Annotated in this window: 25 protein-coding genes and 1 tRNA gene; 7 read left to right on the plus strand and 19 right to left on the minus strand. The window is 65.6% G+C overall.

What is annotated here, in order from left to right; genetic code table 11:
* The first annotated feature begins 16 nt into the window (after positions 1-16).
* Together EDF55_RS00340 and EDF55_RS00345 are read left to right on the plus strand one after the other, a co-directional pair.
* Positions 17-796 carry an aldo/keto reductase gene (locus tag EDF55_RS00340; protein ID WP_221180705.1) on the plus strand — a complete coding sequence of 260 codons (780 nt, stop codon included), beginning with the start codon at positions 17-19 and terminating at the stop codon, positions 794-796.
* Between the two features lie 45 nt (positions 797-841).
* On the plus strand, positions 842-1,390 hold the full coding sequence (locus EDF55_RS00345) for a cysteine hydrolase family protein (RefSeq protein WP_123652978.1): 549 nt from the start codon (positions 842-844) through the stop codon (positions 1,388-1,390).
* On the opposite strand, the gene EDF55_RS00350 is transcribed toward EDF55_RS00345, so the two are convergent.
* Positions 1,383-4,721, minus strand: a complete 3,339-nt coding sequence (locus tag EDF55_RS00350) for a DEAD/DEAH box helicase (RefSeq protein ID WP_123652979.1) — start codon at positions 4,719-4,721, stop codon at positions 1,383-1,385. The genes EDF55_RS00345 and EDF55_RS00350 overlap by 8 nt on opposite strands.
* Positions 4,722-4,820: 99 nt before the next feature.
* Here EDF55_RS00350 and EDF55_RS00355 point away from each other — a divergent pair, with 99 nt between their 5' ends.
* Together EDF55_RS00355 and EDF55_RS00360 are read left to right on the plus strand one after the other, a co-directional pair.
* Positions 4,821-5,261 carry a BLUF domain-containing protein gene (locus EDF55_RS00355; protein ID WP_260235652.1) on the plus strand — a complete coding sequence of 147 codons (441 nt, stop codon included), beginning with the start codon at positions 4,821-4,823 and terminating at the stop codon, positions 5,259-5,261.
* A 200-nt stretch (positions 5,262-5,461) separates the two neighbouring features.
* A complete protein-coding gene (locus EDF55_RS00360) occupies positions 5,462-5,878 on the plus strand; it encodes a hypothetical protein (RefSeq protein ID WP_123652980.1) in 417 nt (138 codons plus the stop codon).
* A gap of 222 nt (positions 5,879-6,100) precedes the next feature.
* Here the strand turns inward: EDF55_RS00360 and EDF55_RS00365 are convergent, their stop codons facing one another.
* The 4 genes from EDF55_RS00365 to EDF55_RS00380 all read right to left on the minus strand — a co-directional run bounded on the left by EDF55_RS00365 (position 6,101) and on the right by EDF55_RS00380 (position 9,299).
* The gene (locus EDF55_RS00365; RefSeq protein WP_123652981.1) at positions 6,101-6,316 is read right to left on the minus strand and encodes a hypothetical protein; all 216 of its coding nucleotides are present in this window, start codon (positions 6,314-6,316) and stop codon (positions 6,101-6,103) included.
* A complete protein-coding gene (locus EDF55_RS18610; protein WP_185017004.1) occupies positions 6,316-6,465 on the minus strand; it encodes a hypothetical protein in 150 nt (49 codons plus the stop codon). Before EDF55_RS18610 ends, EDF55_RS00365 begins: the two co-directional genes overlap by 1 nt.
* Before the next feature lie 1,284 nt (positions 6,466-7,749).
* Positions 7,750-8,766: a hypothetical protein gene (locus tag EDF55_RS00375; RefSeq protein ID WP_123652983.1), complete on the minus strand. Its 1,017-nt coding sequence runs from the start codon at positions 8,764-8,766 to the stop codon at positions 7,750-7,752.
* A gap of 2 nt (positions 8,767-8,768) precedes the next feature.
* Entirely contained in the window at positions 8,769-9,299 is a 531-nt protein-coding gene (locus EDF55_RS00380) for a WxL domain-containing protein (protein WP_123652984.1), read from the minus strand.
* A gap of 332 nt (positions 9,300-9,631) precedes the next feature.
* Between EDF55_RS00380 and EDF55_RS00385 the strand changes: the two genes are divergently transcribed.
* Together EDF55_RS00385 and EDF55_RS00390 are read left to right on the plus strand one after the other, a co-directional pair.
* Positions 9,632-10,258, plus strand: coding sequence for a TetR/AcrR family transcriptional regulator (locus EDF55_RS00385; RefSeq protein ID WP_185017008.1), 627 nt, complete (start codon positions 9,632-9,634; stop codon positions 10,256-10,258).
* 868 nt (positions 10,259-11,126) lie between these two features.
* Positions 11,127-11,564 carry a MarR family winged helix-turn-helix transcriptional regulator gene (locus tag EDF55_RS00390; RefSeq protein ID WP_123652986.1) on the plus strand — a complete coding sequence of 146 codons (438 nt, stop codon included), beginning with the start codon at positions 11,127-11,129 and terminating at the stop codon, positions 11,562-11,564.
* Between the two features lie 23 nt (positions 11,565-11,587).
* Here the strand turns inward: EDF55_RS00390 and EDF55_RS00395 are convergent, their stop codons facing one another.
* The 6 genes from EDF55_RS00395 to EDF55_RS18620 all read right to left on the minus strand — a co-directional run bounded on the left by EDF55_RS00395 (position 11,588) and on the right by EDF55_RS18620 (position 14,241).
* A complete protein-coding gene (locus EDF55_RS00395) occupies positions 11,588-12,466 on the minus strand; it encodes a hypothetical protein (protein ID WP_123652987.1) in 879 nt (292 codons plus the stop codon).
* Entirely contained in the window at positions 12,466-12,840 is a 375-nt protein-coding gene (locus EDF55_RS00400; RefSeq protein WP_221180706.1) for a hypothetical protein, read from the minus strand. Before EDF55_RS00400 ends, EDF55_RS00395 begins: the two co-directional genes overlap by 1 nt.
* Before the next feature lie 122 nt (positions 12,841-12,962).
* Entirely contained in the window at positions 12,963-13,397 is a 435-nt protein-coding gene (locus EDF55_RS00405) for a DUF3307 domain-containing protein (RefSeq protein WP_123652989.1), read from the minus strand.
* Between the two features lie 151 nt (positions 13,398-13,548).
* Positions 13,549-13,860: an HNH endonuclease gene (locus EDF55_RS00410; RefSeq protein WP_123652990.1), complete on the minus strand. Its 312-nt coding sequence runs from the start codon at positions 13,858-13,860 to the stop codon at positions 13,549-13,551.
* A 15-nt stretch (positions 13,861-13,875) separates the two neighbouring features.
* Entirely contained in the window at positions 13,876-14,058 is a 183-nt protein-coding gene (locus tag EDF55_RS18615) for a hypothetical protein (RefSeq protein ID WP_123652991.1), read from the minus strand.
* Positions 14,059-14,079: 21 nt separating this feature from the next.
* Positions 14,080-14,241, minus strand: coding sequence for a hypothetical protein (locus EDF55_RS18620; RefSeq protein ID WP_185017010.1), 162 nt, complete (start codon positions 14,239-14,241; stop codon positions 14,080-14,082).
* 192 nt (positions 14,242-14,433) lie between these two features.
* On the opposite strand from EDF55_RS18620, the gene EDF55_RS00420 reads away from it, so the two are divergent.
* A complete protein-coding gene (locus EDF55_RS00420; RefSeq protein ID WP_260235821.1) occupies positions 14,434-14,883 on the plus strand; it encodes a BLUF domain-containing protein in 450 nt (149 codons plus the stop codon).
* A gap of 786 nt (positions 14,884-15,669) precedes the next feature.
* Here EDF55_RS00420 and EDF55_RS00425 read toward each other — a convergent pair.
* From EDF55_RS00425 to EDF55_RS00460, 8 genes are all read right to left on the minus strand, one after another.
* Positions 15,670-15,741: transfer RNA gene (locus EDF55_RS00425), tRNA-Arg, on the minus strand.
* Positions 15,742-15,850: 109 nt separating this feature from the next.
* On the minus strand, positions 15,851-16,051 hold the full coding sequence (locus EDF55_RS00430; RefSeq protein WP_123652993.1) for a hypothetical protein: 201 nt from the start codon (positions 16,049-16,051) through the stop codon (positions 15,851-15,853).
* The gene (locus EDF55_RS00435; RefSeq protein WP_123652994.1) at positions 16,048-17,034 is read right to left on the minus strand and encodes a hypothetical protein; all 987 of its coding nucleotides are present in this window, start codon (positions 17,032-17,034) and stop codon (positions 16,048-16,050) included. Before EDF55_RS00435 ends, EDF55_RS00430 begins: the two co-directional genes overlap by 4 nt.
* Before the next feature lie 109 nt (positions 17,035-17,143).
* The gene (locus tag EDF55_RS00440) at positions 17,144-17,470 is read right to left on the minus strand and encodes a hypothetical protein (RefSeq protein ID WP_123652995.1); all 327 of its coding nucleotides are present in this window, start codon (positions 17,468-17,470) and stop codon (positions 17,144-17,146) included.
* Positions 17,467-18,075: a hypothetical protein gene (locus EDF55_RS00445; RefSeq protein WP_123652996.1), complete on the minus strand. Its 609-nt coding sequence runs from the start codon at positions 18,073-18,075 to the stop codon at positions 17,467-17,469. Before EDF55_RS00445 ends, EDF55_RS00440 begins: the two co-directional genes overlap by 4 nt.
* Positions 18,076-18,136: 61 nt before the next feature.
* A complete protein-coding gene (locus EDF55_RS00450; RefSeq protein WP_123652997.1) occupies positions 18,137-18,520 on the minus strand; it encodes a hypothetical protein in 384 nt (127 codons plus the stop codon).
* On the minus strand, positions 18,520-19,113 hold the full coding sequence (locus tag EDF55_RS00455) for a helix-turn-helix domain-containing protein (RefSeq protein WP_123652998.1): 594 nt from the start codon (positions 19,111-19,113) through the stop codon (positions 18,520-18,522). The genes EDF55_RS00450 and EDF55_RS00455 overlap by 1 nt, the downstream gene beginning before the upstream one ends.
* Positions 19,110-19,295, minus strand: a complete 186-nt coding sequence (locus EDF55_RS00460; RefSeq protein ID WP_123652999.1) for a hypothetical protein — start codon at positions 19,293-19,295, stop codon at positions 19,110-19,112. The genes EDF55_RS00455 and EDF55_RS00460 overlap by 4 nt, the downstream gene beginning before the upstream one ends.
* Positions 19,296-19,379 lie beyond the last annotated feature (84 nt).

Raw genomic sequence — 19,379 nt, forward strand, 5'->3', positions numbered from 1 at the left:
GCGTAGACACGAGTGCATGACCGACTACGCAGAACCGTCCGTGCCGGTGACCGGGGGAACGATGCCGCTCCTCGGGTTCGGCACCTGGCAGATCGACGACGCCGATGCACCCGCAGCCGTGGGCGCCGCACTCGAGGCGGGCTACCGCCACATCGACACCGCCACGGGGTACTCGAACCAGCGCGGCGTGGGGAAGGCGATCGCGTCCTCCGGGCTCGACCGCGACGACGTCTTCGTGACGACGAAGCTCCCGCCGGACAACGCCGACCGTGTCCGGGAGACCATCGAGGAGAGCCTGGAGCAGCTCGGGCTCGACCACCTCGACCTGTGGCTCGTGCACTGGCCGCCGAACGGCGAGGCCCGACCGGACGTCTGGCAGCAGCTCGTGCAGGCGCAGCAGGACGGCCTGACGAAGGCGATCGGCGTGAGCAACTACTCGCTCGCGCAGATCGACGAGCTCATCGAGGCGACCGGGGTCACGCCCGCCGTGAACCAGGTCAAGTGGAGCCCGGTCGAGTTCGACGCGGCGTTCGCCGACGGACTCCGCGAGCGTGGTGTCGTCCTCGAGGGCTACAGCCCCTTCAAGGCGAGCAACCTCGACGACCCGACGCTGGTGTCCATCGCCGAGGCGCACGACGTCGACGCCGCCCAGGTCATCGTCGCGTGGCACGTGGCGCACGGCTTCGTGGTGATCCCGAAGTCCTCGAACCCGGAGCGCATCCGGTCGAACGCCGCCGGCGCGACCGTGACGCTCTCCGACGACGAGGTCACCCGGATCGACGCCCTCGGGCACTGACCCGCGCACAGGCCGAGGCGGTACCGGAGCGGTACTGTCCGTGGAGTGAGCACTGCACTCCTCGTCATGGACTACCAGAACAGCATCGTCGACCGGCTCGGGACCGAGGAGGTCCTCGCGGCGGCGACCGCTGCCGTCTCGGCCGCCCGGGAGCGGGGCATCCCGGTCGTGTGCGTCCGCGTGGCGTTCCGGCCGGGTGCTCCCGAGGCCGCGCCGACGAACAAGATGTTCGGCAGGATGCGGGAGCGCATCGCCTACCAGACGCCCGAGTCCACGCAGATCCACTCCGCGTTCGGGGTCGGCGACGACGACATCGTCGTGACGAAGCTCCGCGTCAGCGCCTTCGCCGGGTCGGACCTCGAGGTGCTCCTCCGCGGGCTGGAGGTCCGGGACCTCGTCCTCGCCGGCATCGCCACGAGCGGTGTCGTGCTCTCGACGCTGCGGCAGGCGGCGGACCTGGACTTCGGGCTGACCGTGCTCGCCGACGCGTGCTCGGACGGCGACCCCGAGGTGCACCGGGTGCTGCTCGAGAAGGTGTTCCCGCGCCAGGCGGAGGTCACCACGACCGCCGAGTGGACCGCGTCCCTCAGCTGAGGAGCGAGCGGATGTCCTCGGGGGAGAGGTCGTCGGCGAACAGTGCGTCGTCGTCGATCATCGCCTGGAACAGCTGCGCCTTCCGCGCCGCGAGCGCCAGCACCTTCTCCTCGATGGTGTCCTCCGCGATGAGCCGGTTCACGTTCACCGACCGGGTCTGACCGATGCGGTGCGTCCGGTCGACCGCCTGGGACTCGGCCGCCGGGTTCCACCAGGGGTCGAGCACGAACACGGTGTCCGCCTCGGTCAGGGTGAGCCCGAACCCGCCGGCCTTGAGCGAGATGAGGAACGCGGGCGTCGAGCCGCTGCGGAAGCGCTCGATGACCTTCGTGCGCCCCCGGGTGGACCCGTCGAGGTAGTCGTACCCGATCCCGCGCGCGTCGAGGGCGTCGGCGACCATCTTGAGGAACGACGTGAACTGGCTGAACACGAGCGCGCGGCGCCCCTCGGCGGCGAGCTGTTCGAGCTCGTCGAGCAGCAGCTCCAGCTTCGCCGAGGGGATCTCCGACGCGCCCTCGGCCGGGTCCGCGACGAGCGCCGGCGAGAGCGCCAGCATCCGGAGCAGCGTGAGCGACCGGAACACGATCATCCGGTTGCGGTCGAGGTCGTCGATGAGGTCGAGGACCTTGAGGCGCTCCCGGTTCAGGGTGCGCTCGTAGACCTCGCGGTGGGCGGGGTCGAGCGTCACCCGGACGACCTGTTCCTGCTTCGGGGGCAGGTCCGCGGCGACGCTCTCCTTCGTCCGCCGGAGCATCAGCGGGCGGATCCGCCGACGGAGCCGGGCGGTGAGTTCCCGGCGGGCTTCGCCACGGAGGTCCGGCGACGCGAGCGGCTTCACGTAGTCGTCGCCGAACCGTGTCCACGACGACAGCAGCCCGGGCGCGACGATCGAGAACAGCGCCCAGAGGTCGGTCAGCCCGTTCTCGAGCGGTGTGCCGGTGATCGCGATCTTCACCGGCGCCCGGAGCTCCGCGGCCACCCGGTGCGTCTGCGACTGCGGGTTCTTCACGAACTGCGCCTCGTCGAGCAGTACCGCCGACCACGACAGGTCGGTGTACGCCTGCTCGTCGAGCCGGAGCAGCGCGTAGGACGTCACGACGACGTCCGCCGCTGCGGCCTGCCGGGCGACGAGCGCCGGGTCCTTCAACGAGGTCGTCGTCACGGTGGCGACGCGGAGCGAGGGCACGAAGCGGGCCGCTTCGAGCGCCCAGTTCCCGACGACGGAGGTCGGCGCGACGACGAGGAACGGCGGTGCGTCCGGTGCCGCCTGACGCTGCTCGGCGATCATCGTGAGCGCCTGCAGGGTCTTCCCGAGCCCCATGTCGTCGGCGAGCACCCCGCCCACCCCGTGCGTCACCAGGAACGACAGCCACGCGTACCCGGAGAGCTGGTACGGCCGCAGGTCGGCGTGCACCGTGCTCGGCACGACGACGTCCGTCGGCGGTGCCGCGTCGAGCAGCCGCGCCGCCATCGCCTGCCACCGCTCGTCGTGGTCGGTCTCGTCGGCGAGCTGGTCGAACTCGGACCACAGCCCGGCCTGGAGCGGCGTGACCGTCATCGGCTGCGACGGTTCCCACTCGTTCTGCTCGCGGGCTTCCTCGATGAGTTCCTTGAGTCGGTCGAACGCGGGGTCCCCGAGCGACAGGTAGGAGTTGTCGACGAGCTTCAGCCGCCGCTGCCGGCTCGCGAGCGCCGTGAGCAGCGGCGTGAACGGGATCTCCTTGCCGTTGACGCTGACGATGATCCCGAGGTCGAACCAGTCGTGCTTGTCCGACGGCATCGTCGTGACGCGGATGTGCGGCCGGCCGCTCAGCCGCTCGTAGTCCAGCCGCTCGCCCTGCACCACGACGCGGACACCGTGCTCGGGCAATGCCGGCAGCAGCTCGTTCGCCAGGACGGCGACGTCGGCGCCGTCGACGGTGCCGTCAACGAACCAGTCCAGTCCACCCCCGGGACCGACGGGAGGCTCGGCTCGGCCCGCGTCGTCGGCCGTCGGCTCCGACGGGGTCGCGTCGTCCGCCGCGCGGACGCCCGTCAGGTCGGGGAGCGGCCCGTGCACGGCAACGGGGTCCTTCCGCCCGTCCACGTGCCACCGCCACTGCAGGTGTGCGACGTCGTCGGTGCGGGGTGCCCGCGCCGGCTCGAACGTCACCGTGAGCACGAGTTCGGGCGGGGTCCGTTCCGGGAGCTCGATCGAGCCGTCGGAGCTCACGAGTCCGAGCGCTCCGCGGAGCCGCGGGGACCAGTCCGCCAGGAACTCGTCGACCTCGTTGCCCGGGACCTGGATGCGGGTGCCCTCGACGAGCATGCGGCGCTGGTCGTCCGGCACGGGCTCGGGCGTCGGGGCGAGCTCGACCCGGAAGTCGGGGGACTCCCGCGGGACGTAGAGGCCGTGGTCGCCGATGAGTCGAGCGGCTCCGTCCACGACCGGGCGTCCGTCGAGCACGGCGCTGGTGCCGATCACGAGACCACGCTCGGAGCGGGCGACGTCGAGCAGCACGCGGGCTTCATCGCCGAGCACGACACCGCCCTCCCGCTTCCCGGTGACGAACGCGATCCCGAGCGCCGGGGCCTGGCGCAGCAGCGGCCAGAGCAGCGGGCTCTGGAAGTCGTCGAGGTGGATCCAGTCGCTCTCCCCGGGCAGCCCCGCGAGCGCACCCGCACGGTGCAGCGCGGCGAACTGCAGGAACCAGGCGTGCTGCTCCGCGCCGAGGCCGAGCCGGTTCATCGAGTAGGGGAGCGTGCCCCACGTCAGCTGCCCGCGCACCCAGTTGCCCGCGCCGCTCCGAGTGACCGGGCGGACCCCGAGTCGCACCGACCGCGATGCCGTGGGCAGCGCTCGCCCGGCGGCCCGCGCTCGCGCGGCCATCCGGGCCGGGACCGCGTCGCGGAGCTCGAACTGCAGACCGAGGGGCGTGACGCCCGAGGACGCGACCGGTGGCGGGGTGTCACCGGCGAGGCGGGCGACCTCGTGCCTCCAGTCCGGTGCCGGCGGAGCCGGTTCTGCCGAGCGGGGGCCGGCCTGCGCGGCGAGGGCACGCGCGTTGATGGTGAGGAGCGCTGCGGCGACGTGCTTGCACTCGCCGCCGATGGGGCAGGAGCAGCGGGACCGGACCGGGCGGACGAACTCGCCGCGGGCGACGGTGGTGTCGACGGAGACGACGTAGGGGTCGTCCTCGGAGCCGGCGACGCTGGCGGTGATGGTGCCGTCGTCGTGGAAGGTGGCTTCCTCGACCAGGCCGCGGCGGACGATGTCCCGTGCGCGGCCGAAGGTCTGCGGCCCGACGAAGCGGATGACGTCGACGGCGTCGATCATCGGGGCGGCAGGCACACGCCCATCGTGCCAGCACCCACCGACCTCCGCGGACCTGCCCCCACCCGGACAGGGGGCTGTCGCGCGCGGACCCGAGCCGTCAGGCTCGGGAGCACCATGCTGCAGTCACTGGTCTACATGAGCTCCGCCACCGAGCCGTTCGACGACGACGCCCTCGAGCGTCTGCTCGACCACGCCCGGATGCGGAACACCGAGGACGGCCTGACCGGGATGCTCGTGCACCGCTCCGGGCGGTTCATGCAGCTGCTCGAGGGACCGTACGACCGGGTGATGGCGACGTACTCGCGGATCCTCGAGGACGACCGGCACGGGGACGTCGCCCTGCTCGTCGAGGAGTCGCTGCACACGCGGCGCTTCCCGGACTGGACCATGGCGTACGACCGATCGGACGACGCCGACGTGCCCGAGGGCTTCAGCGCGTTCCTCGGCTCTGGCGACCAGAGCGCCGACCGGAGCCGCTCCCGCGAGCTGCTCCGCTGGTTCCGGAACCACCCGCTGGCGGACCCGACGGCGTCGGGCGGCAAGCACCGGCGCTAGCGCTGCTGCTCGGCGGCCAGCTTGCTGTGCTTCCGGGAGTACCCGAAGTACACGACTCTAGTTGTAGTCGCGTGGTGAAGAGTGGAGTGATCGTTGATTTGGCGGGGATCTCGCTGGTGCGTGGTGTCACTGAGATGAGCCCCGTGGTGGGGCTTTTGCGGACTCCTTGCGGACTCCTTGCGGACTTGTACCCTGGCAACATGAGCGACGCTGCACTGGACCGCATCCAAACTCTTGCGAGGAGCCTCGAATTATCTGACGAGTACCTGCAGGGCTCAGACGAGGTGGCCGACCGACTGCGGCGCATGAGCGTCACGTTCGGCGAGCTGCCGAAGGATGAGCCGTGGTTGCGTGCGTGGCTCGAACGGGAACACGTGAAGGCCGCGATGCTCTTCACCGCCGCAAAGACGAACTACCGCAAGTGGTCCGGCGCGCCTAACGCTGAGGCGAAGCAGGCTCGCGACAGTGCGATTCGATGCTTCGAGGACTGGAAGGTCACTCTGGTGCAGAACATCGACGCCTACGTGGCATCGAGCCGAACTCAGGATGTGGTCCGGGCATGGCATGCTAGCGCCGACGCCTTCTTCAACAACCCGACCAACCCAGGATCGCGATGACTCAGCCTGACAACAACGTGTCGCCCCGCGCGAAGATGGTCGGCATCGGCGTTTGCCTGGCCGTCGTCGTGCTCTGCCCGGTGGCCTTCCTGTTCTCGCTGGCCGCGCAGCACTAGCCAAGCGCGTCCTCCGGCTCGCGCTCGAGGGCGTCGGGGTACGGGGCGCTGGTCTGCTCCTCAGGCTTGGCGCGGTTTACGGCCTGCCACGCGGCGTATCCCGCGGTCAGGGAGAGCCGAACCCGGCGAGAGCTACGCCGTGCCACTCATATCCGGTGATCGTGGCCCCGCCCGGAGACGTCTCCTGGACGGCCGCGACAGCCGCGGTGAACGCGCCGCCCACGCCAGCGGTGAGACCCGCGGCGATCGCCTTGCACGCTTCGGCGAGCTTCTGCCCGACTTCCGCCAGGACCCCAGTACTGGTCTGCTCGTGGTCGCCCATCAGATCTGCACCTTGTTCTTGGCGCGCTTCCGGTGCTCGATCGCGGGGGCGAACGAGCGCTCGTTGCCCTGCCGGGCCGGTGCGATCGCGGACCAGAACCGGAACCGCTCGTCGTCGAGGAGCGTCGTGACGCCCGGCTCGATGAGCACGGAGTGCTTGGGCCCGCTATGAAAAGTCAAGCGATTCGGATCGATCGACTTCACCCTGACCGGGGCGGCGTTCAGCGCCTTCAATATTCTCGAGCGAAGAAATCTTGATAGCGAGGTCCCCCGCTCGCAACATATCCGCGGGGCGTTGCTCGAAGGTATCCAGCGGCGGCAAGCTTGCGATACGCGTTCTGAATCGTCTTGCAATTTAACGCAGTTGTTCGTGCGGCTAGTCTGATTGACGGAAGCCGTGTGCCTTCGGCGAGTCTGCTAGTGTCAACGGCAGTACGGATAACTTTCTCAACGTGTTCTTGCTTCGACCACGGAGATGGGCTTGGTATGAGCAAATTTATGCTTATGTCCCCGATGTTCAAAGACCTATTCACTTGCTCAGGCCAAGCCTTACGAGAATCTTTAGTACTCGGTTTTGATGGCGAGACGGTTCTGTTGCGAGCGACTCAGCTGTCGGCTCATCAATCACAAGAAATCCTGCAGCTCCACAATTCCCGCAAGTGTAGAGCCACTCGTGAACGGCGAGGCCAACGCCAAAGTAGTTGTTCTTCACCGGGAATACTGAGTCCAAACAATTCGGGCAAGCGTACGAGCGTCTTGAAGGGGCAAGGGTGCTTCGAGCCGGCAGTGTCGGATGAATGGGTTTTTCCCGGGAGTTATTCATGAACTGCGAAGACAGGGCTCGACGGGACGCTGGAAGACCAGCTCTGACTGATCCTTGACGCCTCCTGATGCCAGATGCGAACAGTAACTTCGCCGAGCTGATCATTACCGGCATCCATCTTCAGCGTTAAGAACAAGCCGACTATTGCTGAGACTTGGTTAACGGTGATTTTGGTCGATTGCTCCCTGCCCATGCTCACCAGCACGTCCCGTCGGAATTGCACCGAGCTCCGTCGAAGCAGTCGCGCGAAGCTATCGGACTGAGCAGAGGAGAGAGGAATATCTGCTCCGGAAAACTCGAGGAGTGGCATTTGGCGATCTGAGGTGCGAAGTACTTGTGCAAGGCCCTCGACTGTGCCATGTTCCTCAAGCGCTGAGGCGACAAAACGATCCCACCGGATATCACGCCTGTCATAGATTGCAAATAAGAAGCCAGCACGCGTTGGAAAATGAGTCAAGATCGCGCGGAGTGGAACGCCGAGTAGTTGTGCCAGGTGTTCGAGCGTAGGCATTCGCAGGAGGCAAGTGGCGCTATGACGGTCGGTAGAACGCAAAAGTGCGCGGCGCGCTTCGAGCATTGGCGTATTGTCCATACGGAATCATTGCCGATGGTTACGGCTTTCCCCCGCGAGATTGGTAGCGCTTCCGGAATTTGCGGATTAGAAGCACGGTGGCAATCACCATGCCGCCAAGTACAACCGCGATAACTGTTGGCCAGGCGGGGGAAGCGGTCGGCTCGATGACAGTCGCGTGAACCTTATTGAGGGCCAGTTTGGCCGAGGATTCGCGTGTAACAGTGCCGCTACGCGCTTCAACAGTTGCGTTCCATGTTCCAATTGGGAGCTTTGTCGACGTGCGGAATTTCAGGGTTCCCGACTGGCCTGGTGCCAAAGAAACTATTCGTGCACCAGTGAATGGACCTGCGCTCATTTTTCCGGGGCCTTCAGATAAGCTTAGGCGCCCTTCAAGATCGACGGCGAGCTGCCCGATATTCCGAACTCTGGCGGTAATGAGTGGAAAATCGGAGGAGTCAAGGGAACTATGGAGATGGTCGATTGTAAAATCTGTGGTGGCACGCCCGGCTCCGGAGACATCGATGTACGCTCGAATGCCGACCCGATTCACAACCTGAACAGTTTTGCTCTGGGATGCGCGCATTTCAGCCCAAATGACGGCATAGTACTCCCCGCCGGCTGCATCTGCTGGAATCTCTATGGATACGTTCACATCAACAGAGCTTCCGTTGTGAATTGCTGCACTCGTACGGTCGAGGGAGGTCCAGTCGGACAGCTCGTTTCGGTCGTTGCTACTCACGTCGAAAGTACCATCGCCGATTGTCGCGCCCGTCGCATACACTCGGATATCTTTTGTGGCTGACGTGGCGTTGGTGATCCGGATCTTCCGGCGGATGACGGTTCCGGGCGAGGCGCTCTGGGTTATGTACTCACGGGCTCGAGGGTCATCGGCCTGGTCGACGGGGACGTCGAGGAGGCGTATCCCGAGTCCGGTATCTGCCGCAGGAGCCGTGCTTTGCGTCTCTTGATCAGCTGCGCTGGCCGGGCCCGCTCCTATTAGGAGGATTATTCCGGCCAGAGTTGCAGTGGTGAGCCAGAGAAGCGTTCTGCTCACGGTCAGGCTACGGAGTGTGTGAGGGTCGCGATGTAGTCGTCCGAAGCGAGGGCGTCGGCGGGGACGGCCAGCGCGATCGCGGCGTCCCACGAAGCGGAGTTGTTTCCGGTAACGTCCGCCGCCTCCTGGACGGTGGTCGCCTGTGCCCCGCCGGTAGTTGAGTGCTCGGTGACGGTTGCGGTGCCGGTTGTGGTGGCGGTGGTGGGCGTGTATGAAGCGTCTTCACTCGGGATGGTGGTCCCGAGTGAAGCGGAACGGAAGTCGCTAATGCTCGCAGTTGCAGCCCACCCAGCCGTGCCTGCGCGGAGGTCGGTGACGGTGATGGCAGTCAGCGGGGCGCGGCCCACCTGTCCCGGCGTGATGGCACCCAGATCTAGGTCACCGGGCGCGCTGATGGAAAGTCCGCCTGAAGCAACCGCGGCGGTCACTGAAGTGTCGGCAGTGGCAGCAGACGCCGGCAGCGTGGTAACCAGCGCGCTGGCGGCGACTAGGACGACAGCGAGCCCGCTGATGGCAATGGTCTTCTGGAACATGCAGTTTTCCTTTGGTGGTGGGGGAGTTGGTGGTGGGAGGAGTTCGCGGTCGCGAATATGCCCCTCGGATCGAGAGGGGTGAAGGGGGCCGCCCCGGGCGCTGTCTCTGCACTGACCCGAACAGGCAGGACGCAGCGATACCCGGGGCGGACGTGACCGACGCGCAGAGTGCGTCGGCGGCTGCAACCGGTCCTAGATCCGGTCGCTAGACGATCGTATGGTGAAACGCCATGGGTTCCTAGCCCCCCGTTGAGGGCTCGCCGCTGGTGGGCGTTCGTCGACAGGTGTTGAACTCCCAGACAAGGCCCCCCGGCTTCCCGTACGTTGACCAGGTGGTGAACCGACGTGAAGAACACAAGGCGGAGACCCGCAAAGCAATCCTGTCGGCCGCTGCTCTTGAGTTTGCAACGCGGGGCTATGGTGGGACGAGCTTTGCAACGATCGCTGCGGCTATGGGTCGCCCGAAATCCGCGGTGGGGCACCATCAATTCGCGTCAAAGCAAGAAATCGCTGTTGCGATCACGGAGCAGCAGTATGACGATTGGCGCAAGCTGGTGGAGCGAGCTGAGCATGTGCCTCCTGGCCTTGCCCGGCTACTAAGCGTGATGTTGACCATGGTGCTCGACGCTGAAGTAAATCCTTTTGCTGCTGCTACCGTGCGGCTGCTCACCGACGCCGAAGTTGTGAAACTTGCCCTCCCGCCATCCGTTTTCTCGTGGCGAAAGTATGGAGCGCAGCAAATTCAGTTGACTTTGAACGATCTTGAAGGCGTCACCGTAGGTGCCGACGAGGTTATGGATCGTGTTCTGGTAACCACGCTCGGAGTTTGGACCGCGAAAATACACGGAATTGAAGAAGTTGCCACGAGCCGCCGTTTGATGAGCGCCTGGGGGGACATGATCGTTGGCCTCGGGCTCCCCAGTTCGGGGTCTGTCCTCGAACGGGTAGCCCGGCTCTGATGAACTCCTCCCTCCCCGGGAGAGGCAGCCCTCAGGTGTTGGTTTCGACTCGTCACGAACATCGCTAGGCCGGGTGGTGGGGCGGCGCATACCCTGATCGCCGGCACCCCTGTTGGCGGTCCTGACCCGAAGAGTCCCGCCGACTCCCACTGTGCTCTGGTCCACACGTGTCGTGTTAATCGGAGCGGGGTGGGCGCTCGACGGCTGCCGAGCGGTGGGGGAGTAGTGTCCGACTGAAGAGCTTCGGCTACGACGCTCGGATCGGACCACCGCTATGCCGCATCGCCTTCGCTGGACCCGTGATGCTCCGAACCACTGGGAGGTCCGACTCGGAGCCGAGACTCTCTGCGACGTCACCCGCACCGACCGTTTCGTGGTTGAGTCCCCGGGCCACTTCCTTACTGGAGAGCACACATCGTTCGAGAGTGCGGTGTCCCAGGTGAGTGCGTGGGTGCGGTGGAGTTCGGCGCAACCTGCGTGACCGATGCTGAGGGCTGAAGTCGACACGTGACTTGAGCCGCAGCCGGTGGGCAGCTTCATAGCGGACTGGGCGTCTGTTGAAGGGGAACGCCGCCAGACGGGGCGTTCCCCCGAGCGTGACCCCCCGATCAGGTAGGGACGCTCTAGTCGGTTACCAACCGACATGCCTGCCAGTGTCCCATGCTGCGCATCTGTCCACCGACAGCACCAGTTGCGGATGAGGGCTATCGGTGCGCAACGAACCGATCTACGCTCATTTCCAGCCTGGTTTGAGCATGCTCCTGGGTGAGGGTTCGCAACCAGCGGGTCCGAGGCGGTGCCGACTTCGTTCAGGGGGTCGGCACCGCCTTGCCCAGGGCGGACGGATCGGAGCAGGCAAACTGTGTGCATGGAACAAGCTCATCAAGGTGACCTGCTGGCCCTCTACGAGACGTTCGTCGAGATGCAGAGCGCCGAGCGCGTGCTGTTTCGCCGGCTGGCCAGTGCACACGACCTCCACGAAAACGCTCTACGCGCGCTGATGCTCTCGACGAGCCAGACGGGCAGCCTCACACCGAAAGACGTGGGCCGCCGCCTCGGCCTGGCTTCGGGCACGATCACGGCCCTTCTCGACGCGCTCACGACGCGTGATCTGCTGCGGCGCATCCCGAACCCGGGCGATCGGCGCGGGAGCCTGCTGGAGCTGACACCGTCAGGTCAGCGGTTGGCAGCAATGGTGCGAGCCACGTACGAAGCCGTGTTTGAACATGCAGTGCCCGCTGAGCGGGCTTCGGCGCTCTCGGCGGATCTCGTCCATCTGACTGCAGAATTTGAAGCGAGGGATTGAGCTGCCTTCGAGGAGCGCCGCGCTCATGGACGTGGGCGCTGGCTCTTCCGGGTCCGAGCAACCAATCGCTCGTCACGGGTTGTGTTCGTGTAAAGGTCATCCAACGGTGACGCCTCTCGCGCACCGAACTCTCCACGCCTCGCTTGACGGCGGATCGAGCTCATCGACGAGATCCGGGCTGCGGGTGCGTTTGGGTCCCGTTCGTAGCGCGACTGGTCCATGATTCCTCCCCGAGCTGACTCGATCATCATGCGCCGGATCGCGGGACGTGTCCGGGGTTCGTGCGCCAGCTGGGCAGTTCGCCCGACTGGAGCAATACTGGTTGGCAAGTAGGCCACAGGTGCCTGCCGAGAGCGGCTCAGCCCGAGATGCCGCTCCGGGCGCGGGTCGGGTCCGCACTCCTGGACCCGCGCCCGTCCCCTGAATGGAGGGTGAAAGGCAAGGCCGAGACAGGAGTATCGACGTGACGAATCCCGCACCCGAGCAGCGTCGAACTCGTTCACGAGCGCGTCGGTGCGCGCCATCTCGAGCATCGGTGCCCACGTGTTCTGCACCTGGTCGTCGGAGGTCGCGGTGACCGGGACGTTGATGATCGTCTTGAAGTCGATCCACGGGCGGGCGACGGGCTGCCCGTCGGCGTCCCACCCGTCGGGGACGACCTCGAAGAGCGCTTCGCCGATGCCGGTCGCGGCGAGGAACGGTGACTTGCCCCAGCCTCGGGGGCGCTGGATGACGGCGCGGGTCTTGATCCGCTTGCAGCTGAGCGGGTCGATCTCGTAGAGGCGGATCAGGAACTCGAGCTGCTCGCGGGAGACGACGTAGTCGAGATACTCAGCCATCTGATCGGCGACGTGGAAGCCGAGGGTCGGGAACGCCTCGCCGTCGATCGGTCGCCATGGCATCAGTTCGCCGTCGCTTCCGGGGGAAGGGCGATGCCACCGAAGCGGTCACGCGAGCTGCGGCGTGCAGTGGTCTTCGTCTCCGCCTCCTCAGCCTGCGCGAACGTGATCCGGAGCCGCGCACGGTCCTCGGGGGTCGCGCCGAACTTCGCGGTGCGCAGCCGGAGCTCGGCGGCGAGCTTGATGTCGCCGTTCCAGTACCGGGCGTGGATCAGCGCGGTGTCCCGCAGCTCGGACCAGTCAGTCGCGGTGAAGTCCAGTGACAGCGGCGACGTCGCCCACATGTCCCACCACTCGCGGGTGATGGCCGGCCACTTGAACTCGCGGAGCTCGCCGTCCTCCTCGACCGCGATCGTCGGGAGTGCCGGCTGCGACACGACAGCGCGCGGCAGGATCCGGACCAGCGTCGGCTCCGAGTTGCGTCGAGCGCGCTTCTTCGGATCCTTCGGTGCGGGACCATGACCAGGCATGAGGGGACCCCGTTTCGGGAAGACGCTCCTCAGGCCGCCAGCACGACGGCGATGGTGACTGCGTTGATGGCGAGGTGGAGCGTGTTGTCGACGATGATCATGAGCCAGGTCCTCATCCACACCGGAGACGATGGGGAGTAGCCGGCGTTCTCGCGAGCCTCGGCCCACGCGTACTCGTCGCGATGGTCGTGAGGGAGCGCGTGGTTGAGCGCCCAAATGACGTGCTTCGCGAGGCGGTACCGGTCGATCACGGCGTGCGTGCCACCGATGATCAGCAGCGCGACGAGCCAGTGCCAACTGAAGCCGCCGAGGAGGACGAACAACAGCACGGCGTGCGGCAGCGAGTACATCGCAGCGTGCGTGAGCGCCCACCGCCAGGACGAGGTCTTGCGCTGCGCCATGCTGTCGGTCTGCAGCAGGTAATCGCCGAGGAGGTGGGCGAGGATGACCGCGAGTCCGAGCATGAGGTTCCCTTCGATGACGAACGGCGGAAATCCCCAGACCCGTACACGGCCTGAGCCACAGCACCTCTACGACCAGGACGGACCCCGGGGGCGGGGGTGGCGGGGGTGCCCAGAGTTTGGGGCGACTTTGGGTTGGGTGAAAGTGTTTGTTCTACCTGAGTCCTGGGTGCTTCTCGCGTGGCTTACGTGCGGACGGAACGCGCGTGAATCGTCGTGCTTCTGCGGCTTCACGCGCGGTCTTCTTGTCGTGATGCCATGAGCACAGCCACTGCAGGTTCGAGAACGCGTGGTTGTCGCCGTGCACGATGTGGTCGCAGTCTGTGCCGACCTCGACGCAGCGTGTGCCGTCGCGCATCGTGGCCTGGCATCGACCACCAGCACGATCACGCACGGTCGCGCGTCGCTCGCCCCAGTCGCGCGGCAGTCGGTGCTTGCGTGTGCTGCCTGACCACTGCTCACCCACGACGTCCTCCTGTCGTCAGCGCTCGTCGTCGAGCTGCCATGCGTACAGCGGCGAGACCTCGCTGTCGTAGCTGATGGGGTCGAAGGAGATGCGCGTGTTGGTTCTGGTCCGGTGCGCGGTGAGCGGGTCGAGTGGTCCGGGGATCTGGACGGGGTCTCCGGTCCGCTGGGGCCCCGGGTATCCGGGTGTCAGCGGCACCCCCTCCGGGCATCAGGTGGCCTACCCCGCCTCGACGGGCAGGTAGGCGACAGCGCCGTCGGTGAGCATGACGTCCACGCCGATGACCGCGCAGGCCGCGCGCTTCACGTCGAAGCGGTCGAGCTCGTCGGCGGGCTTGTAGCCGTGCGCTCTGAGGAGAGCGCGGATCTCGGAGAGCGTCATGCTCAACTCCTATCTTCGATGGCGTAGGCGAAGTCCGTTGGAGTGTGCGGTGAGAGTTGATGTCGGCATCATCCGCAGCACCGCTCCTCGGGGACGCGGTCAAGCCCCAGGTTGGGGCTGGATTCCGAGTTGAGATAGCGCGATGCTGATTTGATCGTCCACCGACCGGAGGTACTGGTGCTTCTTTCCCTCGTGTACATGAGCGCGGCGACCGTCCCCTTCAACTCATCCGACCTCGACGAGGTTCTTCGGACGGCTCGGCACCGCAACGCTGAGGCTGGACTGTCCGGGCTCCTGATTTTCAAGGACGGCCGGTTCATGCAACTGCTGGAAGGGCCGCGCGAGGCCGTGCTCGAGCGGTACGCACGGATCGTGGACGATCCGCGGCACACCGATGTGGGTCTGTTGGTCGAGGAGAACATCCATACCCGACGATTCGCCGACTGGTCGATGGCCTTCCACCGGGAGGCTGATGGTGCGCTGCCAGAGGGTTTCAGTACGTTCCTGACTGGCGGGGACACGAGCGCTGACCACAGTCGGTCGCGTGAGCTGTTGCGTTGGTTCCGAAACCATCCGTTTGCTGTCCCCACTCCCACCATGGGGGAGCGCAAGGTCGACGAGGACGTGGAAGACCCGAGTTGACGGTGGGGGCGGACCTGATTCCGCCGTGATGCTGCCTCGTGGGGCTAGGTGGCGCTTACAGTCGAAGGATGGCTCCGGGTGATCGGTTCATGCTTGACCAGTTCGAGTTCGAGGTGATGCTCGACGGGTACCGGCTTTGGGCGGCCGATGTCACCATGCGGCTGCCTGAACGGTGTCAGGTGTGCATGCTGAGGAGCGGGCTGGAGTTCCCGTGCGATGGTCTTGCTGATGCTGAACGGAAGGCTGCGGCGTGCCGTTGGCTGGGCCTCTAGCTGCGTCGGACTTCGGAGCGGTGCACAGTAGAGGTCGTGCATCTGGTGAACTGTGTCGTTGAGGAGTGCGACGGGGTGGCGGTTGTCAAGTACCAGGCTCCTGGGGAAAGACCGCTTGCGATCGAACCGTTCTACGTGGCGACGTGCGAGTCGTGTGGGGCGTCGTGGCACACGGATCGGAGCGGAGTTGCGACATCCCCGGCAGTTATGCCCAGAACGCAGCGAGCTTGGCGATGGAAGTGCCGAAGTTGAGATGGTCGTTCGCGGGCGGTACTTTGCACCGGTGACACGAAATACTCCTGAACGGGAACTGCGCTCGTCAGGCGACGATCCGGCGCTTGAGGACTCCAGGTCTGCGTACGAGGGCACGGAAGACGTTGCTCCGGCGAGCGTCGCTCCCTTTCGTGCAGGCTGGGAACCGCAACCGCCAACGGTTCGCCTCGATGATGTGCTCGGCAGCCGCAGCGCTGAGGTGACGTACGGGGACTTCCTGCGTGATCCGTTGGCTCGTGAGAGCGCCCCGGGAGATTCGAACTCCCGACCTTCGAGGTAGAAGCTCGTTGCTCTTCCGCTGAGCTAGAGGCGCGTATCCCTCGATCATGCGGGATGACCGAGGGAAGAGTAATGCCCGCCGAACTTCTGTCAGGCGGGCATGCGGTGTCACGGACAGTATAGCCCGGGAATGAACACCCGCGCTATTCCGGAGATTTCGGCGTGGCGGGTACTGACTGCACGGCGATGTCCATCGCATGGATAAGCACGATGTCTTCGAGCAGCTCGCGGTCGATGCCCCTCAGTGCTTCCTTGACCGCGGCGATGCCTCCGTCCTGTAGGCGGAGGACAAGTTTCACCCAGTACTGCCGCGCGGCGTTCTCGAAGCCGTCCTGTTCGCTCATGCTCGCAGGGTATCGGGGGTCGCGATCGCCCGGTTTGCCTTGTCTCGCGACCGCTTGGCCCGCCACAGCTCGCGCAACTGGTCAGCGTTGACGTAGACGGTGCCATCCGCAGTATGCGTGGCGAGGCCGTCGTGCTGGATGTAGCGGTTCAGCGTCTGCGGTGTCAGGCGCATCTCCCGCACCGCCTGCTTCTTCGTCCACCAGGATGTCGTTTCAGGAGTGTCCTCAACGCGCATGTCTCGCATGAGCTCACTCACATGCGGGTCTTTGAGTAGGGCGACGGTGCTGCCTTCGAACCCGCAGTACGCACAGATCAGTGTGAAGTCGGTGAGCTGTTCCGATTGCCACTCGACGCCCATCGACGGGCTGTCGCACACGGGGCAGGACCTTGGGAACACGGGGCGTGTGCCGCGTCCTGAGCGGGGGAACTTTTTCCGGAGGTCCCAGATGATCGCGGCGCCGTCATCGAAGTAGCTGCCGGCGTACTCGTGGCGTTCGATCTTGTCCTGATGCGTCAGTAGCCAAACAGTGAGGTTCTTGACGAGCATGCCTGCACCTTCGGGGGTGACGCCGCCACGGAAGCCTTGCACCTCTCGGGCGTTTGACCATGCGTAGGTTGCAGTCACCGGAGGCGAGAGGTGCAGTGTCTCCGACCAGTAGCCAACCCAGTTCACGAGCTGCGCGTAGGCACTGTCCGCCGCGTCGACCGCGTTGACTCTGAGGGGTGCGGGTGCGTCCTTCGACGCAGGGCGGGGCAGCCCGTCGCTGCGTTGGACACCTGACGGTGCGACGAGCGTTCGAACGTAAGCGATGAGGCCAGCCGCGTCGTTGAGCCGCTGACGAGCGCGCGCAGCGGCGAATGACAGCAGAACTTCCGGTTCGGTTTCATCAGGGGTCAAATTGGTCACTTCTTCTCCTTCGGGCACACGCGGCGCGTGCGGAGTTGTCGTTGTCTCAGTGAGGGGAGTGGTGGCGAGGCTCATGCGTTCTCGTAGCCCCACAAGAAGGCGGTCCCCTCGGGGCCGTCCTCATGAAGTCCGGTGTGCCCCGCTTCGAGGTCGCAGACGTGAGTTCCAACGGACTCCAGGCAGATCATGCGAAACGCCACCCCGTGTACTCGTCGACAGCATCGTTTAGGTCCTTCCAGACGTTTGACCCGTCCGGCCACACAAGCTGGTGAATGCTCGACGGATTGTCCGCACTCAACCGCCACTTCACCTGGCCGCCGTCCGCCGTCTCGAACACGTAGTCCTGTCCGAGCTGGTCCGGGAGGTCATCGAAGTCATCGAGCTTGTGCCACGCGTCACCGCCGGCCGAACCCTCGGCGAGCGCGAGGAGCGCGTGGATCACACCTGCCATCGCCGGGTTGTCCTTCTCAACCTTCTTCGCCAACCGAGCGGCCTCTTCAGCGTGCGTCATGATGCGCTCCTCATCCGTGCGTCGTCGTGACGCTCATCATCCGTCTCGCAGATCGTCAACGCAGCGTCCGTCGACATCGGTTCCATGCACACCTCGCACACCGGGGCCTTGCTGATGTGCACCACAGGCCACTCGTTCGTGGGCGTGATCTTCTTCACTTCGTCCCGGCCTGTCCTGTCCTGTCCTGTCCTGACGTCACGCGCGATGTCACGCGTGACAGTCGGCGTGACACGACAGTCGGCGTCGGCCTTGCACAGGTGGTGGTCGTCGTTGTCGTGGGCTCGCTTGCGTCGCTGGCGGTCGCGATCGGCCTCGGTCTTCTTGCGGAAGCTGGGCGGCGGGGTGTGGTCGTCGATGTGCACGACGCGGTACTTGCCACCGCTCACGATCTCGATCAGGTGTGCTTCGACGAGTCGTGCGAGTGCGCCGGCGGGGTCGGGGTGATCGGAGCATCGTCGGGCGTCGACGGCTCGGATCACGCCGTCGTACGCTTCGGCGCGGCTGCAGCGTTGGATCATGGCCAGGTAGTGCCACCGGTCCTCGAAGCTCATGTCCTCGAACATGGGTTGTTCGGACCACCTGTCGTCGAGTCGGGTCCAGGTCATCGCCACCTCCTTCGGGTGGAGGCGAGGGGTGTCGGGTGTACCTACACCCCTCGCGGGTGGGTCAGTTCGGAATGTCGAGGGTGGGCGGCGGTGATGCGTCGTGCGCGTTGCTGATGGCGGCGATGCGCTGCTCGGTGTCTCGCTGGTCGGTCGGGTCTTCGACGCTCGGCTTGTACGTCGAGAGAGATGCTCGCTCGCTCTCCATGCGCTTGTAGAACGAGTTGAAGTCGAAGCCGACGGAGAAGTTGAGCGACATCTGCTCGAAGATCTCCTCGATCAGTCGCGCGCCGTCGATCGAGGGCTGCTGCGATGCTTCGTGGAGGATGCCGAGGATCCAGTACAGCGGTTCGGGTCCACTCATCACCCCGTCCATGCCCCAGCGGTCGTGCTGGTCATCGATGTGAGCAGCGAGCATCTGGAACTTGCTGGTCTGTTCGTCGGTCATCAGCGCACCTCGTTCACGTAGCCGGAGCGGTTCAGCGTGCGGGCGTACGCGCGGGCACGCTGCCATGCCTCGTGGAACCCCTGCACCTTGTCTTCGGTGAGCTCGGTCTGCTCGTCCTTGAGGTGTCCGTAGACCTTCCACTGGGTGTCCTGGTCCTTGAACCAGTCGACGGTGATCTCCCACTCGTCGCCGCTGTTCTCGTGCGCGGTGTGCCAGCCGTCGTCTTCGTCTTCGGTCGGGCGGTGGTTGACGCCCAGGCATCCGACCTTGGGGCATGGCGGCTTCGGTGCCTTCATGAGCCTGCAGATCGCGTAGGTGACACGCGCGACGAAGGTGTTCGCCGGGGTGAGCAGGCCATCCTCGACGCGCTTGAGGTAGTTGATGCCCGTACCCGAGAGCGCGGCGACGTGCTCGATGCCGATGCCGTGCGACTCACGCAGCATCTTGAGGGATGCACCAGGCCCACTGTCGGTGGTCCGGTGCATGGTGGTAGCGTCCTGCGTGTTCATGAGATCTCCAGCTGGGGTGTTGTGATCGTTGCCCTCGACCGAGTTGCCGCTCGTGTCGGGGGCGTTCTTCGTTGTGATGGTCATGAGGCTTCCGCGAGGTCCCCAGACAGCAGGGCGTCGATGCTGTCCTGCGTGACGTAGATGCGGGAGCCCATGCGCACGGTCTTGAGCGGGCAGTTCGGCTGACGGAGGTACCAGCGGGTAGCCGCCGTCGTCTTCCGGAGCTGCGGAGCTGTCTCGGCGATGGTGTTGATTCGATTCGCCATGGGGTTGTCCTTCCCTAGTCGTCGGCGACTTGCAAACTCAGTACACCACCGATGCTAGTCGATCGCAACTAGATTTCCCGCGTG

The organism is Curtobacterium sp. ZW137 (assembly GCF_003762905.1).
In the GTDB taxonomy this organism is placed as follows: Bacteria; Actinomycetota; Actinomycetes; order Actinomycetales; family Microbacteriaceae; genus Curtobacterium.

Bases quoted from the DNA above. Each gene is read 5' to 3' on its own strand.
- EDF55_RS00405 (WP_123652989.1), bottom strand. From the start codon at position 13,397: ATGCTCGGACTCGCGGTCATCCTCGCCCACCTCCTCGGCGATTACCTG.
- EDF55_RS00365 (WP_123652981.1), bottom strand. From the start codon at position 6,316: ATGGGCGACCACGAGCAGACCAGTACTGGGGTCCTGGCGGAAGTCGGG.
- EDF55_RS00355 (WP_260235652.1), top strand. From the start codon at position 4,821: ATGCTGCAGTCACTGGTCTACATGAGCTCCGCCACCGAGCCGTTCGAC.
- EDF55_RS00450 (WP_123652997.1), bottom strand. From the start codon at position 18,520: ATGACCGACGAACAGACCAGCAAGTTCCAGATGCTCGCTGCTCACATC.
- EDF55_RS00340 (WP_221180705.1), top strand. From the start codon at position 17: ATGACCGACTACGCAGAACCGTCCGTGCCGGTGACCGGGGGAACGATG.
- EDF55_RS00440 (WP_123652995.1), bottom strand. From the start codon at position 17,470: ATGACGCACGCTGAAGAGGCCGCTCGGTTGGCGAAGAAGGTTGAGAAG.
- EDF55_RS00430 (WP_123652993.1), bottom strand. From the start codon at position 16,051: ATGAGCGAACAGGACGGCTTCGAGAACGCCGCGCGGCAGTACTGGGTG.
- EDF55_RS00395 (WP_123652987.1), bottom strand. From the start codon at position 12,466: ATGCCATGGCGACCGATCGACGGCGAGGCGTTCCCGACCCTCGGCTTC.
- EDF55_RS00390 (WP_123652986.1), top strand. From the start codon at position 11,127: ATGGAACAAGCTCATCAAGGTGACCTGCTGGCCCTCTACGAGACGTTC.
- EDF55_RS00360 (WP_123652980.1), top strand. From the start codon at position 5,462: ATGAGCGACGCTGCACTGGACCGCATCCAAACTCTTGCGAGGAGCCTC.
- EDF55_RS00445 (WP_123652996.1), bottom strand. From the start codon at position 18,075: ATGACCTGGACCCGACTCGACGACAGGTGGTCCGAACAACCCATGTTC.
- EDF55_RS18620 (WP_185017010.1), bottom strand. From the start codon at position 14,241: ATGACGCTCTCCGAGATCCGCGCTCTCCTCAGAGCGCACGGCTACAAG.
- EDF55_RS00380 (WP_123652984.1), bottom strand. From the start codon at position 9,299: ATGTTCCAGAAGACCATTGCCATCAGCGGGCTCGCTGTCGTCCTAGTC.
- EDF55_RS00435 (WP_123652994.1), bottom strand. From the start codon at position 17,034: ATGAGCCTCGCCACCACTCCCCTCACTGAGACAACGACAACTCCGCAC.
- EDF55_RS00455 (WP_123652998.1), bottom strand. From the start codon at position 19,113: ATGACCATCACAACGAAGAACGCCCCCGACACGAGCGGCAACTCGGTC.
- EDF55_RS00460 (WP_123652999.1), bottom strand. From the start codon at position 19,295: ATGGCGAATCGAATCAACACCATCGCCGAGACAGCTCCGCAGCTCCGG.